This is a genomic window from Gordonia sp. SL306 (assembly GCF_026625785.1).
Lineage (GTDB): Bacteria > Actinomycetota > Actinomycetes > Mycobacteriales > Mycobacteriaceae > Gordonia.
In genome coordinates, this window is record NZ_CP113063.1 from 5,084,195 (window position 1) to 5,097,711 (window position 13,517).

Here is a 13,517-nt window from a genome sequence, read left to right on the forward strand (position 1 = left end):
CTGACCTCTGCATTCGACGGTAGGGATCAGAGCCCACGGGATCCGCATGCCGTAGACGGACCTGTCCTCCATCCGTGGGTGGAGCCGCGATTCCAACCACAGACAGACGACTGCACGCTGCGGCGGCCTATCCTTTTCTTGTGTCGGTGTCGTCAATGGCCGCGGTTGTCCGCCGCCGGATCGAGATGGCGGGCGACGGTTATCCGCCGCTCTACCCGGCCGTGACTCTCGCCGGCTCGGCCGGGTTGACCATCGGCGCCGTCGTGCAACGACTGCCCCTGGAACCGCCTTGGTGGGCGCTCCTCGGGGCCGCACTCGCCAGTTTGTCTCTGGTCGTGGATCTCTGGATTCCGAGCAAGGTGGTCTGTGCCGTCCTCGCCGCGGGAGGCGTGGCACTGATGCTGATGGATCCGGTGCCGGTGGACGTGGCACCGCTGCTGCTCGCGCTCACGACCGCGATAGCAGCGGCGATGGAGTCATTGCGCCGCGGCCTGGCCGTCGCGGCGCTGTCGGTGGCGGTCGTCCTGGTCGGCAGCCAGGCCGGGCATCTGCAATCTCCGGTGGTCTACGTCCTCGCGATCCTGTGCGGATGGCTCATCGGCTATATGATTCTGTATCAGAAGCTGTTGTCCCAGAACGAATTACGTGACCAACAGGCTCGATCTGAACGGTCCGCCAGCGAGGAGCGCCGCCGTATCGCCCGCGAGGTCCACGACGTCATCGCACATTCGTTGTCGATCACGATGTTGAATGTCACGGGCGCGCGGCGCGCACTCCAGGAAGGTGCACACGACGAGGCGCTCGAGGCACTCGAAGATGCCGAGCGCCTCGGTCGTCAGGCCATGACCGAGATCCGCTACATCGTGAAGGTCCTGGGTTCGTCTGATGATTCGGCGGCACCGACGCCCAGTGCCCGCGACATCGATCGACTGGTCGACGATTACCGAAAGGCGGGCGTCGCAGTGAGCTTCGATGTCGATGTCGACCTCGAGACGATTCCGGCCCCCCTCGGGGCGGCACTCTATCGAATCACCCAGGAGTCCCTGACCAACGTGGTGAAGCATTCGCGCAACCCCACCGCGACAGTCACCTTGACCGCGGATTCGGACATCGTCTTGTGCGTCCGCAACCCGCATTCTCCGGTGACGGGCCGTGCATCATCGGACGGTTCGGGCATCGACGGGATGAAACAACGGGCGCAGTTGCTCGGCGGGGTCGTCGACGCCGGAGGCCACCAGAAGGCATGGGTGGTCCGCGCGGCCTTTCCCGGCAACGCCGACGCCGTACGGCGGGCCGGCTGATGACGTCGACGCGATCGGTTCCGGTGAGCCCGTTCGGCATCCGCGTGCTGCTCGTCGACGACCAGGAGCTCGTCCGGACCGGACTACGTCGAATCCTGCGGGCCCGGGACGGATTCGACATCGTCGGCGAATGCGGCGATGGCGATGAGGTTGTCGAGAAGGTGGCCTCGTGCGCGCCGGACATCATCCTGATGGATCTGCGAATGCGCCACGTCGACGGCATCACCGCCACCGCCACCGTGCGGACGCTACGTGACCCTCCGCCGGTGCTCGTGTTGACCACCTTCGACGACGACCAGTTGCTGTCGGGCGCCCTGCGCGCGGGCGCGGCAGGTTTCATCCTGAAGGATTCGCCTGCCGAGGCGTTGATCTGGGCCGTGCGGGCCGTGGTGCGCGACGGCGCATTTCTCGACCCGGCAGTCACCGAACGGGTGCTCCGCGGATTCCGCCGCGCGACACCCGAACCGCGTGAACCCGCCGGCAGCGGACTGACCGAACGCGAACTCGATGTCCTGCGTCTGATGGCGCGAGGACTCACCAACGCCGAGATCGGCGCCGGTCTGTTCATCTCCGAGGTGACCGTGAAGAGCCACGTGAATCACATCTTCACCAAACTCGACCTGCGGGACCGGGCGGCGGCGATCATTTACGCCTTCGAGAACTCGCTCGTCACGCCCTTCGGCAACCAGGGGAGTTCGTCAGGCAGGGCTTGACAGATCGTGGCCTTGGCGTCAAGCTTAACCTGACAAGGAGGCGCAATGACGCTCATCGAACGGGCCTACGCCGTCGCGGTCGACGACGCAGCGCGGCAGGTGGTGACCGCGGCGGCCACCGAGGCGGGCCGCCACGCCGACGAGATCATCGGTACCGGTCCGCTACCGGGGACCGACGAGTGGGAGGCCGAGCAGGGGACGGCCGTTCCCCGCCAGCGCACCCTCGCGTGGCACCTGGTGAGTCTTCGGATCCAGCTCGGCGCGGGTCTCGATGGACTCGAGACCGTGCTCGTGTTGCGGACCCAGGGGGCGACGTGGGCGACGATCGGGCGGGCCGCCGGGATGACACGGCAGGCTGCCCATGAGCGATGGGGGACTCGGATACGAGCGGTGCTCGATCCGGTGGGCGAGGGCCTTCCGGACATCGTGCCCGACGACGATCCGCGGTGACCGGCCCGCAGCCGTCACCTTCGCCGATCTGGTCGAGTGGCCTGCGCCGCCGGGCTCCCGGCGACAGTACAGACGGCGCACGTTCGTCTGTCCCGACGATTGGCAAGTTGTCGTCGGTTCGCTAGCGTGAATCATGGCAAGAGAGCTGGTAGAGGGCATGACCTTCACAACACCCGACGTGATAGTCGTCGACGGTGAGCTCTTGGCCGGCTTCGCCGACGTCCTCGGCTCACACTCGGACGACTTCGGTTTGCCGGTCGTGTTTCGTGTCACGACCGAGTTGGCCCACCAGGCAATGGATTCCGGGACGGTACCCAGTGACGGCATCGTCCACACATCGGAATCGCTGCATCTGCGCCGCGAACCCCGGCTCGGCGACCACCTGAGCGGGCTGTTGACAGTGGAGCGGATCCATCGACGCGGCGGCGCCACCCAGCTCCTGGTCCGCAGCGACATCGTGGCGGACGGTGACACCTCGCCGATCGCGGTGACGACGTCGACCCTCACCTTCAGGAGCTAGGAGGCGAGCGACGATGCCCCAGGTGCCCACCCCCGTCGAACCGGTTGATCCAGGCCAACAGCTCTGGGTCGCGACCGAGGAGATCACCATGGACCGCGTCCGCCGCTACGCGCGAGTGTCCGGAGACACCAATGCCATTCACATTGACGCCGCCGCCGCAGCCGAGGCAGGGTTGTCCGCGCCGGTGGCGCACGGCCTGCTCATCCTGGGAATCGTGGTCCGCCATGCCGACGATTGGGTACGCAACCGCGGCGGTCGGATCACCGGCTGTGACACGCGATTCGTCCGTCCGGTGTACCTCGTCGACCACTCGGTCACGCTCTTCGTGACCGCGCACCTCGTCGGGGCCGGCCACATCGCCGCAACCGCGTCGGTCCTCGCCGACGACGGATCGACACACCTAGCCATCCTCCGCCCGGTCCGGATCTCATACTCGGATGGCCGCCCGGACGGTGCCCGAGCGGACGGTCACATCCGCCGCTGATCGGTGGTCAGGGCTGATCGGCTCCAGAAATCGATGATCGCCGACGCCGTCGCGCCCGGTTGTTCGAGAGCCGGTATCACTCGCGCACCGTGCACCGTGACCTCGTGGGCGTCAGGCATTCTCGATGCCATCGCACGCGCCTCGGCCGGCGTCCACTCGCCCCTGTCGTCGGTACTCACGAACAGTGTCGGGCATGCGGTGCGCAGGGCCGCCCATTCGAGATCGGTGCGATTGAGTATCCCCGTGCGGATGGCCGCGATCATCGAACGACCAGATGTGCGCAACGAGTCGTTCAGGAGTCCGAGAGCTTCGGCATCGTGGGCACGGGTGGCGTCGGTGAAGACCGCTGTCTCGATCGCGGAGCGGACGGGCCCCCGTGGGCCGATGACGCGGTAGAGCGGCAACAGCAACCCGACCTGGCGGCGTAGCGCGGCGTCGATCGGAAACGTCGGCGCACTGATCGCGACGAGGCTGCGGACCATCGAGGGCCGCGTGGCCGCGAGGTGTAGACCGACGTGACCACCCCAGGCGCAGCCGACCCAGTCGACACCGGACTCGTCGACGCCTGCTGCCTGGTCGAATCCGGCGCGAAGGTCTGTCACGAGTTCAACGGCAGCGTCGGCACAGGCCGCGATGTCGACGGAGCGATCGAGTCGGTCGCTGCGCCCGGACGACGGCCCGTCGACGATGACCAGCGTTCGGTGTTCGGCGAGCGCCGGCACCACCCGCTGCCACGATCGCCCATCGACGAACATGCTGTGCCAGAGAACGGTCACCGGCCCTTCGCCGACGATGGTGGCATGGAGCCTGCCGAGGTCGGTTCTCACAGTGTGCTCACGCATCAGGTCTCCTCGGTAAGGGTTCTGATTACCATTACACCGAGTAAACTCAATTATGTCTAGACTGAATCCGTGGCGCGCACCTACAACTCCGAACTCCGCGCCCGACGCGCGCTGGAGAACCGAGACCGGGTACTCGCGGTCGCCACCGAGATGTTCTGCGGCCGCGGGTGGGTTTCCACCACGATGGCCGACGTCGCGACCGACGCGGGTGTCACACGGCAGACCGTCTATCAGCAGTTCCCCAACAAGTTGGCCCTGCTCGACGCATGCATCGATCACGCGCTGACCGCGGGGGAGGGGATCCCGGTCCGCGAACTCGCCGAGTACCGGGCGATGGGGAACGGACCGCCCGAAGAGCGCCTCGCCGCGGGTGCGCGGTGGCTGTGTGCCGCGCACGTCAGGTCGGCGGCCATTCAGAACGTGCTGGATGAAGCTGCGGTGACCGATCCCGCCGCCGCACAGCGCCTCCAGGTGCGTGAGGCCAATCGATGGGACGAAGTGCAATGGGCGCTGACCGTGATCACCGGCGCTCGCCCCGCCGACGCGATCGTCGACGCGGTCTGGTTGCTGGCGGCCCGACGCAATTGGCTCCGGCTGATCGCCGAACGCGGGTGGACGCCCGGCGAATGGACCGAGTGGTTCATCGGCCACGCCCGCATCGACTTGTCCGGCGGCGGGTCTTCCCCCTCCGTCTCGTCGGCTCAGTAGTCTCCCACGATCGACGCCGCCAAATGCAGATCAGCACGTAATGCGGACGGCGCCAGCATTTTCAGTGCCAGAGCCGACGCTGCCAGGACCAGCGGGACGGTGAGGTACGCGCGAGCCCGCACCTCGGTGCGGCCATCCGGTAACGCAGAGACCGCAAGGCTCAGGCTCGCGTCGACGAACCACCATCGACCGATCTCGCGCCAGCGCAGCGGGGCCGCGCACTCGACGACCTCGAGATGAGGCCGTACCCACGGCACGAGGGTGATGTCCCTCCATGACGTACCCGTGCCCCCGGCACGGTCGCCCACCGGTGACAGATCCTCGATCCGACGCAGACTCGATTGCCAGCGCGGACGGTTCTCCGGATCGACCAGATAATCGAATGTCGTCGTCGGAGACGCTGCGAAAGGCACTGTCACATCTGCTATCAACACGCGGCGGGTCGGTGACATCTCGGCTCCTGATCGATTCCGCCAGTGTAGCCAGGCGTGCCGTCGAGCGCGGTGCGTGCGATCGCGCCACGCCGCGGACCACCCATGACAGGATCGAGGCATGTCGCGTGTGGCCACCGGAGAATCCGTCATCGCCCGTGCCGTACGCATCGTGGAGGCCTTCGGTCTCGACGAACCCTCACTCACGATCGGCGAGATCGCACGACGGGCAGAGTTGCACGTGGCAACGGCGTCACGCATGGTCGAGGAACTGGTACGGGCGGGCTGGCTCGAGCGTTCCGGCCGGGAGGTCCGTATCGGGATACGGTTGTGGGAGTTGTCGACTCGCGCATCGCCCGTGATGGGACTACGCGCCGCCGCACTCCCGTTCATGGAGGACCTGCACCAGGTCATCGGGAACGACACACAGTTGGCGGTTCTCGAAGGAACCGAGGTGTTGTTCCTCGAACGCCTGTGGTCACCGGGGCCGGTCGTCAACTACTCCCGGATCGCCGGCCGGTTGCCGGTACACGCGTCATCGTCGGGCCTCGTCTTGCTCGCACACGCCGCACATGATGTCCAGCAGTCGGTGATGGATTCCCCGATGAAGGTGTACACCGACCAGACGATCCAGACGGGTGCCGAGCTGCGCGCGATGCTCGCCCACATCCGCCGCGAGGGTTATGCGCTCTGTGCGGGGCATATCTATCCGGACACCACCGGCATCGCCGCGCCGGTGCGTGACGGTCGGGGAACGGTGGTCGCGGCCCTGGGGATCATCGCACCCAACGACGCCGCTTCCTACAGCAAGATTCCGGCAGTCCAGGCCGCAGCGCGCGGGATATCGAGGGTGATGACCCATGTTCGCGGACCGCATCAGTGATCCACGACACGATTCTTCTCTCAATCATTGAGAAGCTACTGGGGCAGGCGTAGTCCGCAGCGCGACCCTTGATCCACGCTTCACATGAGGAGAGTGGACATGGTTCAGGAGGCACACCCGGCACACGTCTTGCGGGTCCGCACAAAAGAGGTCGTGGCAGATGGCGTCGTCGTCCTCACGCTCGAGCATCCCGACGGACGACGACTTCCGGACTGGACGCCGGGTGCCCATGTCGACGTGGCGTTGCCCGGCGGCCTCACCCGCCAATACTCGCTCTGCGGCGACCGTTGGGACGCGCACACGTATCGAGTCGCGGTCCGACGCGACGTCGACGGCTCGGGCGGATCGGTGTACATCCACGACACGCTGCAGGTGGGCGACCACGTCCAGGTCGGCGGACCCCGCAACAACTTCGCGATGGCACCCGCATCGAGCTATCTGTTCGTCGCGGGCGGGATCGGTATCACACCGATCGTCCCGATGATCGTGCAAGCCGAGATGGTCGGTGCGGCATGGCATCTGCTCTATCTGGGGCGCAGCCGCTGCACGATGCCATTCCTCGACGCCCTCGCCGCGCACGCGGAGCGGGTCACCGTGTCCGCGCGTGACGAGAGCGCAAGGTTCGACGTGACCGGCCGGCTGGGCACCCTGGAACCCGGCACGCAGGTCTACGCATGCGGACCACGGAGCCTGCTGGAGGACCTGACGGCCTCGACATCTCACTGGCCGCCCGGACGGCTGCGCGTCGAACGCTTCTCCGCGACGCCGGTGGCACCTGCACGTACGGCGCCGTTCGAAGTACATCTCGCGCGTTCCCGACGCACGGTGACGGTCCGCCCGGAGCGCAGCGTCCTCGACACTCTCTCCGATGTCGGGATCACCGTTCTCTCGTCGTGCCGGGAGGGGCTTTGTGGCACATGCGAAACCGCTGTGATCGCCGGCGAACCCGATCATCGCGATTCCCTCCTCGACGACGACGAGCGTGCGGTCGGCGACTGCATGTTCGTCTGCGTGTCCCGCTCGCGTTCCGATCGCCTGGTCCTCGACCTGTGATCCACATCCAAGGAGATCAATCATGACAACCACGAGCTCGCCGCGCACCGCGATCCCTGTGTCGGACCTCGACCCGTTCGCGCTCGATGTGCTCGCCGACCCGCTGCCGGGTCAACAGGAGTTACGCGAGATCGGACCGGTTGTCCTCCTCGAGAGGTACGGCATCTACGGAATGGCCCGGTACGAGCAGGTGCATGCCGCCCTGACCGACTGGCAGTCCTTCCAGTCGTCGGCCGGGGTCGGACTGAGCAACTTCCGTCACGAGAAGCCGTGGCGCCCGCCCAGCGTGCTCCTCGAGGCAGATCCTCCGCATCACGATGCCCCGCGGTCGGTACTGAGCAAGATCCTCGGACCGCGCGCGTTGCGTCGGTTACGTGATGAATGGATGGCCGACGCCGACGACCTCGTCGCGTCGGTCTTGTCACGCTCGACCGAGTTCGACGCGGCAATCGAACTGGCCCAGGCCTTTCCGCTGCGCGTCTTCCCGGATGCGGTGGGCATCTCGACGACCGGCCGAGAGAATCTGCTCCCGTACGGCAATCACGCGTTCAACGCCTTCGGCCCGTCGAACAGCCTGGTCGCCGACGGCGCGCCCCACGTCGCCGGACTGTCCGCGTGGGTGGGTACGCAGTGCACGCGGGAGGCGCTGACCGACAACGGGTTCGGAGCGCAGATCTGGGCGGCGAGCGACCGCGGCGACATCACCGCCGAACAGGCCCCACTGGTGGTGCGGTCATTGCTGACCGCGGGCGTGGACACCACCGTCAACGGTCTCGCCGCAGTCCTCTATGCGTTCGCCACCAACCCGGTGCAATGGCAGCGACTTCGCTCCGATCCGGCGTCGATACGCAACGCTTTCGACGAGGCCGTGCGCTGGGAGTCCCCGGTGCAGACGTTCTTCCGCACCACCACGCGTGCCGTGGACTTCGCAGGCGTCACGATCCCGGACGGGTCGAAGATCCTGATGTTCCTCGGGGCCGCGAACCGTGATCCGCGACGTTGGGACCATCCCGATGCGTTCGATCTCGATCGTGATCCATCCGGTCACGTCGGATACGGAATGGGGCTCCACCAGTGCGTCGGCCAGCACGTTGCACGCCTGGAGTCCGAGGCCCTTCTCACGGCGCTGGTGCGCCGGGTCGAGAGCATCGAGCTCGCCGGGCCGACCCGTCGTCACCTCAACAACACGTTGAGGTCGTGGGCGTCGTTGCCGATCCGGGTCCGGCAGGCACGCTGAGCGCGCCCGGAGCGGCCCCGCCAGACCCCAAGACTAGAACGTGTTCTAGTCTTGGGGCGTGACGATGACAGGGAAATCTGTACTCATAACCGGTGGCGGCAGCGGAATCGGCGAGGGCATCGCCACCGTTCTGGTCGGCCTCGGCGCCAAGGTGACGATCGTCGGCCGGACCGCCGACCGACTGACCGCGGTGCAGGAACGGCTCGACCTGGATGCACCGGCGGGCGCAGGCGCGCACGCGCACGCCGCCGACGTCACCGATGAGGATCAGGTCGTCGCCGCGGTGGCCGCGGCGACCCGGTTCGGCGGCGGCCTCGACGGTGTGGTGGCGTGCGCAGGCGGCAGCGAGACGATCGGCCCGCTGACGCAGATGGACAGCGAGGCCTGGAAACGTACCGTCGATCTCAACGTCAACGGGACCATGTTCACTCTCAAGCACTCGGCCCGCGAGTTGGTGCGGGCCGGTGGGGGATCGTTTGTCGCGATCTCCTCGATCGCGGCCAGCAATACGCACCGCTGGTTCGGTGCCTACGGCGTGACCAAATCGGCGGTCGATCACATGGTCGCACTCGCGGCAGACGAACTAGGGCCGAGTCGGGTGCGGGTCAACGGCATCCGGCCGGGCCTGATCCGGACGGATCTGGTGACCGCTGTGCTGGATGATCCGCAGCTGACCGAGGACTATCGGGTGTCCACTCCGATACCCCGGATCGGCGAGGTCCAGGACATCGGCCACCTTGCGGCCTTCCTGCTGGGCGAGGGCTCCACGTGGATCACCGGCCAGGTCATCAACGTCGACGGTGGCCAGATGCTTCGTCGCGGACCGGATTTCAGCTCCATGCTCGAGCCGCTGTTCGGGGCCGACGGACTCCGGGGCGTCGTCGCGACCGAGGAGAGCCCGGCAGCAGCGCAAGCGTGACCGGCGCCGGCTCAGGATGGTGGGTGCTTCGCCACCTGTAGTGGTCCACCGGCGCTTCGCCAGTCGATGAGTCCTTTCGTCATGTTCTTTGCCTCGAAGCCCAACTCGATCAACATGTTCGCGGCACCGGCCGACCGCAGTCCGCCTGTGCAGAAGGTGATGAGGAGGCGGTCGTCGGGCAAGTCCACGCATCGATCGCGCAGTTCTTCGAGCGGAATGTGGACAGACCCCGGAATGTGGTTGCGGTTCCACTCGAAACGATGGCGCACATCGACGATCAGCGCACCGTCGGCCACCATGCCCATCGCTTCGACCGCGCTGACAGCCGGTGCGTGCCGGAGGTAGTGACGAATACCCATGGGTGGAAACCCTTTCGCGACCTCGGTCGGCAATGTCCAGTAGCCGCTGCCGACGACAGCTTCAGTTAGTCTGAAGGTGGCGATCAGGGATTGTCAAGATGACCGACGCCGACGCTGTCGGTGTGCACGTTCGGCGGAGCAGTCGCCCGGTCGTAGCAGCCGGCCGCGGCGCGCAGCGGAATGCGACCTTCGCGGTGCTCGCTGTTGCGGATCCCGATGGCCGACACGACACCGCCGGCGATGAACAGCACGGCCGTGATGAGAACGGTGCGGTGAAACCCGGCCGTGTCGAGTACTCCGCCCACGATGATGCCGGTGCACGCGACGGCCACCAGCCCGGAAACGCGCGAGATCGCGTTGTTGATGGCCGAACCGATGCCACTCTGCTCCCGACTCACGGCCGCGAGGACCGCAGACGTCAACGGCGTGACCGTCACCGACAACCCGAGACCGAAGAGTACGAGCCCTGGCAACATCTGCCACCAGAAGTTGAAATCGTCGTCGGTGGTGAGCATCAGCAGGTAGCCGCACCCGGCGAGGATCGGACCGGACGCCATGAACAGGCGTGGACCGTATCGCGCCGAGAGCGCGCCGACGGGGCGAGCTATGAAGAACGACAGCACCGGGACGGGCAATGTCGCGAGTCCGGCAGCAAGCGCCGAGAACCCGGCGACCTCCTGCAGGAAGATCGCGGTGATCAGTGAACCCATCGACAGGCCTGCGTACATGAAGGTCGTTGCGAGGTTGCCGACGCCGAAGTTGCGCACCCGGAACATCCGAAGCGGGATCATCGGATGGTCCGTGTGCAATTCCCGCCAGCCCAGGCCTGCCAGACACAGGACGCCGACGACGAGCGACACCGCCACAGCGGGACTCGACAATCCCAGACGTTGCTCCTCGATCAGGGCGTACACGGTCCCGGCGAGACCGAGGGCGGTGAGCACCGCCCCTGGCACGTCGATCTTGGTGCGTGCCGACGGCCGCGGCGCTTCGGCGAGCCGTGTAGACAGCACCAAGGTGACGACCACGGGGAGAACGTTCACGGCAAAGATCCAGCGCCAGTTCAACGCGTCGACGAGGACACCGCCGAGCAGCGGCCCCACCACGAACGCGGTGCCCGTCCACGCGGTCCAGGTCCCGATCGCCTTGGGCTGGTCGTCGGGAGAGAACGCCGAATTGATCAGGGCCAGCGAGCTGGGGACCAGCAGTGCGGCGCCGGCACCCTGGACGCCACGACCGATGATCAGGATCAGGTCGGTCGGAGCAAGCGCACACACCACCGACGACACGCCGAAGATCACCAATCCGGCTCGCAGAACAGGTAACCGGCCGAACGCGTCCGAGATGGAGCCGGCAACCAGGATCAGCGCACCCAAGGACAGCAGGTAGGCGTCCACGACCCACTGCTGTGTGGCCAGACCGCCGCCGAGATCGCCGGAGATCGCCGGTAGCGCCAGATTGACCACAGATCCGTCCAGGAACGCGACGAAGGATGCGAGAATCGCGACGGCCACAACAGGTCCCATGGAAGACCGATCTGTCGACACGCCGACGCCGGTCACGTCAGTGCGTCTGTTCCGCGTCGGGGTCGGGGGTGACGTAGCGGCCGGCCAGCTCGTGGAGGGCGCGGAACACGCGCCTCGACGATTCCGCCCAAGGCATCAGGATGGGGAACACGTGGAACATCCCACGCTCCTCCATCGCATGCACCCTCACCCCGGCGGCCTGCAGACCCTCGGCGAACTCACGAATCCCGTCCCGGAACATCTCATCGGCGCCCCAGCAGGCGAACGTCGGGGGAAACCACTCGGGATCGGGTGCCGCGTGCACCGCTGAGACACGTTCGTCGTTCGGCTGGACGCCATGGAGGTACGGCGTGACCGGGACGTTCCACGGGAGGATGTCGAACTGAGCGTTCTCGGTGATCGACGGATGGTCCAGATCGAGATCGACCTCCGGTGAGAAGAGAGCCAGCGCCGCAGGCCTCGGCTTGGAGTGACTGTGCAGGTAGGACACCAACGACGTCGCCAGTCCACCGCCTCCGGAGTCGCCCGCGATGACGAGGTGCTCCGGGTCGACCCCGCGGTCGAGTAGGCCTTGGTAGACATCGGCGGCGTCCAGCACCCCCGCAGGGAAGGGGAATTCCGGCGCCATCCGATAGTCGGCGATGAAGACCTCGTATCCCGTGATCCCGACGAGAGACGCAGCGAACGCGGAATACATGATCGGCGAGGTGCCGATGTAGCCACCGCCGTGCAGGTAGAGGATGGTGGCGCCGATCGTCTCCTTGTCGTCGGAGTCGTCGACGAATGCGTCCGAGCTGGCCTTCGCGCGACACCAGATCCCCGGCACGCCACCGATCGTGTCGTCGGTGATCTCCACGCCGTCGATGACGCCGACGAACGGCGGGATCACTGCCAGGCAGATGTCGTCGAGGATCTTCTCCATCGACCGGAACTCCTCGATGGGCAGCCCCATCGAGTAGCCCATGAACGACCTCACGACCTGGCGCGTGACCGACTGACCCACGTTGTCGAGCAGCCCGCCCGGGCCGTGCCAGGGTCGCCGGAACGGCACCCGCGCCAGCCCGTTGAGCATGCTCTCGGCGAGTCCCATCACGGTGAGTGCGGTCACCGGTCCTGACGCCGTCTGCACTTCCGGACGATCAGCCATCACCATGACGCCCATGCTAGTGGCCGGACGTGGTCGACTGCCGTGGACAACATGCCGACGGACTTGATAGGCAAGTGATGACTTGCCTATAGTGGCGAGCATGGTCGACGTGTTCCGAGCCCTCGACGACGAGACCAGACGTCTCATCCTCGATGAACTCGCCGCGAGCGACGGCCAGACGCTGTTCGAGATCTGCGCGCTGCTGACGACGCGACACGCACGTGGGCTCACCCGGCAGGCGATCTCACAACATCTCGCGGTTCTGGAATCCGCGGGGCTGGTCGTCACCGAGCGACGCGGACGATCCAAGTTCCACTACTTCACCCCGGAGCCACTCGAGCAGATCACGCATCGGTGGCCCACCACAGAAAGGCATGATCGATGCGAATCAACCTGACCAGTGTGTTCGTCGACGACCAGCGAGCCGCTCTCGCCTTCTACACCGACGTGCTCGGCTTCACGAAGCACCACGACATCCCGCTGGGCGGCGACGCCTCGTGGCTCACCGTGGTCTCGCCCGAGTCCCCGGACGGGCCCGAGTTGCTGTTGGAACCCTGCGGCCACCCCGCCGTCCAGCCGTATCGGAATGCATTGGTGGAGGACGGAATCCCGCTCGTCCAGTTCGCCGTAGACGATGTCGAGGCCGAACATGCACGACTCACCGCCGCGGGAGTGGTGTTCACGCAGCCGCCGACGGACATCGGCACCGCCGTCATCGCCGTCTTCGACGACACCTGCGGGAACCTGGTTCAGCTGGTGGCGGAGAAGCGCGACGGGGCGACCCCTTAGCCAGGGAGAGCGATCCCCCCGGGGCTGGCGAGCAGTCGCCGGGGGCCGGCGACTGCTCGCCAGGCCAGATTCACACTGGCTCAGCAAAATTCGACGGTCACCTCAGTGAGCCCGAGCGCCGGCGGGTTGAACTTCGCTCGCGCAGCGCTGTCATT

At 66.5% G+C, this 13,517-nt stretch carries 17 protein-coding genes; 12 read left to right on the forward strand and 5 right to left on the reverse strand.

All coding sequences use genetic code 11. The annotated features are described in order from the left end of the window. Window positions 1-140 precede the first annotated feature (140 nt). The 5 genes from OVA31_RS23285 (at window position 141) to OVA31_RS23305 (ending at window position 3,468) form a co-directional block, all read left to right on the forward strand. Complete coding sequence (locus OVA31_RS23285; protein ID WP_267628900.1) at window positions 141-1,301, forward strand: sensor histidine kinase; 1,161 nt, start codon at window positions 141-143, stop codon at window positions 1,299-1,301. Continuing rightward, entirely contained in the window at window positions 1,301-2,014 is a 714-nt protein-coding gene (locus OVA31_RS23290; RefSeq protein ID WP_267628901.1) for a response regulator, read from the forward strand. The genes OVA31_RS23285 and OVA31_RS23290 overlap by 1 nt, the downstream gene beginning before the upstream one ends. Window positions 2,015-2,059: 45 nt before the next feature. Further along, entirely contained in the window at window positions 2,060-2,464 is a 405-nt protein-coding gene (locus OVA31_RS23295; RefSeq protein WP_267628902.1) for a hypothetical protein, read from the forward strand. Window positions 2,465-2,621: 157 nt separating this feature from the next. Further along, the gene (locus OVA31_RS23300) at window positions 2,622-2,984 is read left to right on the forward strand and encodes a hypothetical protein (protein WP_267628903.1); all 363 of its coding nucleotides are present in this window, start codon (window positions 2,622-2,624) and stop codon (window positions 2,982-2,984) included. A 22-nt stretch (window positions 2,985-3,006) separates the two neighbouring features. Next, window positions 3,007-3,468: a MaoC family dehydratase gene (locus tag OVA31_RS23305; protein ID WP_267628905.1), complete on the forward strand. Its 462-nt coding sequence runs from the start codon at window positions 3,007-3,009 to the stop codon at window positions 3,466-3,468. Here the strand turns inward: OVA31_RS23305 and OVA31_RS23310 are convergent. Further along, the gene (locus OVA31_RS23310) at window positions 3,453-4,310 is read right to left on the reverse strand and encodes an alpha/beta fold hydrolase (protein ID WP_267628907.1); all 858 of its coding nucleotides are present in this window, start codon (window positions 4,308-4,310) and stop codon (window positions 3,453-3,455) included. The genes OVA31_RS23305 and OVA31_RS23310 overlap by 16 nt on opposite strands. A gap of 69 nt (window positions 4,311-4,379) precedes the next feature. On the opposite strand from OVA31_RS23310, the gene OVA31_RS23315 reads away from it, so the two are divergent. Continuing rightward, window positions 4,380-5,018 carry a TetR/AcrR family transcriptional regulator gene (locus OVA31_RS23315; protein ID WP_267628909.1) on the forward strand — a complete coding sequence of 213 codons (639 nt, stop codon included), beginning with the start codon at window positions 4,380-4,382 and terminating at the stop codon, window positions 5,016-5,018. Here OVA31_RS23315 and OVA31_RS23320 read toward each other — a convergent pair. After that, on the reverse strand, window positions 5,012-5,431 hold the full coding sequence (locus OVA31_RS23320; RefSeq protein ID WP_324290148.1) for an SRPBCC family protein: 420 nt from the start codon (window positions 5,429-5,431) through the stop codon (window positions 5,012-5,014). The genes OVA31_RS23315 and OVA31_RS23320 overlap by 7 nt on opposite strands. 139 nt (window positions 5,432-5,570) lie before the next feature. Between OVA31_RS23320 and OVA31_RS23325 the strand changes: the two genes are divergently transcribed. The 4 genes from OVA31_RS23325 (at window position 5,571) to OVA31_RS23340 (ending at window position 9,541) form a co-directional block, all read left to right on the forward strand. Then, on the forward strand, window positions 5,571-6,332 hold the full coding sequence (locus tag OVA31_RS23325; RefSeq protein ID WP_267628911.1) for an IclR family transcriptional regulator: 762 nt from the start codon (window positions 5,571-5,573) through the stop codon (window positions 6,330-6,332). Between the two features lie 99 nt (window positions 6,333-6,431). Further along, entirely contained in the window at window positions 6,432-7,385 is a 954-nt protein-coding gene (locus tag OVA31_RS23330; protein ID WP_267628912.1) for a PDR/VanB family oxidoreductase, read from the forward strand. Window positions 7,386-7,407: 22 nt separating this feature from the next. Continuing rightward, the gene (locus OVA31_RS23335; RefSeq protein WP_267628913.1) at window positions 7,408-8,622 is read left to right on the forward strand and encodes a cytochrome P450; all 1,215 of its coding nucleotides are present in this window, start codon (window positions 7,408-7,410) and stop codon (window positions 8,620-8,622) included. 64 nt (window positions 8,623-8,686) lie between these two features. Continuing rightward, the gene (locus OVA31_RS23340) at window positions 8,687-9,541 is read left to right on the forward strand and encodes an SDR family oxidoreductase (protein ID WP_267631675.1); all 855 of its coding nucleotides are present in this window, start codon (window positions 8,687-8,689) and stop codon (window positions 9,539-9,541) included. A gap of 11 nt (window positions 9,542-9,552) precedes the next feature. Here OVA31_RS23340 and OVA31_RS23345 read toward each other — a convergent pair whose 3' ends face one another. The 3 genes from OVA31_RS23345 to OVA31_RS23355 all read right to left on the reverse strand — a co-directional run bounded on the left by OVA31_RS23345 (window position 9,553) and on the right by OVA31_RS23355 (window position 12,579). Beyond that, entirely contained in the window at window positions 9,553-9,900 is a 348-nt protein-coding gene (locus OVA31_RS23345) for a rhodanese-like domain-containing protein (protein ID WP_267628914.1), read from the reverse strand. Between the two features lie 83 nt (window positions 9,901-9,983). Then, complete coding sequence (locus OVA31_RS23350) at window positions 9,984-11,426, reverse strand: MFS transporter (protein WP_267628915.1); 1,443 nt, start codon at window positions 11,424-11,426, stop codon at window positions 9,984-9,986. Window positions 11,427-11,463: 37 nt separating this feature from the next. Further along, on the reverse strand, window positions 11,464-12,579 hold the full coding sequence (locus OVA31_RS23355) for an alpha/beta hydrolase (protein ID WP_267628916.1): 1,116 nt from the start codon (window positions 12,577-12,579) through the stop codon (window positions 11,464-11,466). A gap of 94 nt (window positions 12,580-12,673) precedes the next feature. Here OVA31_RS23355 and OVA31_RS23360 point away from each other — a divergent pair, with 94 nt between their 5' ends. Then, window positions 12,674-12,970 carry an ArsR/SmtB family transcription factor gene (locus tag OVA31_RS23360; RefSeq protein WP_267628917.1) on the forward strand — a complete coding sequence of 99 codons (297 nt, stop codon included), beginning with the start codon at window positions 12,674-12,676 and terminating at the stop codon, window positions 12,968-12,970. Next, window positions 12,955-13,362 (forward strand): VOC family protein, encoded by a 408-nt coding sequence (locus OVA31_RS23365; protein WP_267628918.1) that lies wholly within the window; start codon window positions 12,955-12,957, stop codon window positions 13,360-13,362. Before OVA31_RS23360 ends, OVA31_RS23365 begins: the two co-directional genes overlap by 16 nt. The last annotated feature ends 155 nt before the right edge of the window (window positions 13,363-13,517 follow it).

Excerpts from the sequence above, each read along its gene's own strand:
- OVA31_RS23310 (WP_267628907.1), bottom strand. The coding sequence starts at position 4,310 with ATGCGTGAGCACACTGTGAGAACCGACCTCGGCAGGCTCCATGCCACC.
- OVA31_RS23360 (WP_267628917.1), top strand. The coding sequence starts at position 12,674 with ATGGTCGACGTGTTCCGAGCCCTCGACGACGAGACCAGACGTCTCATC.
- OVA31_RS23330 (WP_267628912.1), top strand. The coding sequence starts at position 6,432 with ATGGTTCAGGAGGCACACCCGGCACACGTCTTGCGGGTCCGCACAAAA.
- OVA31_RS23295 (WP_267628902.1), top strand. The coding sequence starts at position 2,060 with ATGACGCTCATCGAACGGGCCTACGCCGTCGCGGTCGACGACGCAGCG.
- OVA31_RS23300 (WP_267628903.1), top strand. The coding sequence starts at position 2,622 with ATGACCTTCACAACACCCGACGTGATAGTCGTCGACGGTGAGCTCTTG.
- OVA31_RS23335 (WP_267628913.1), top strand. The coding sequence starts at position 7,408 with ATGACAACCACGAGCTCGCCGCGCACCGCGATCCCTGTGTCGGACCTC.
- OVA31_RS23325 (WP_267628911.1), top strand. The coding sequence starts at position 5,571 with ATGTCGCGTGTGGCCACCGGAGAATCCGTCATCGCCCGTGCCGTACGC.
- OVA31_RS23350 (WP_267628915.1), bottom strand. The coding sequence starts at position 11,426 with ATGGGACCTGTTGTGGCCGTCGCGATTCTCGCATCCTTCGTCGCGTTC.
- OVA31_RS23355 (WP_267628916.1), bottom strand. The coding sequence starts at position 12,579 with ATGGTGATGGCTGATCGTCCGGAAGTGCAGACGGCGTCAGGACCGGTG.
- OVA31_RS23365 (WP_267628918.1), top strand. The coding sequence starts at position 12,955 with ATGCGAATCAACCTGACCAGTGTGTTCGTCGACGACCAGCGAGCCGCT.
- OVA31_RS23345 (WP_267628914.1), bottom strand. The coding sequence starts at position 9,900 with ATGGGTATTCGTCACTACCTCCGGCACGCACCGGCTGTCAGCGCGGTC.
- OVA31_RS23290 (WP_267628901.1), top strand. The coding sequence starts at position 1,301 with ATGACGTCGACGCGATCGGTTCCGGTGAGCCCGTTCGGCATCCGCGTG.
- OVA31_RS23340 (WP_267631675.1), top strand. The coding sequence starts at position 8,687 with ATGACAGGGAAATCTGTACTCATAACCGGTGGCGGCAGCGGAATCGGC.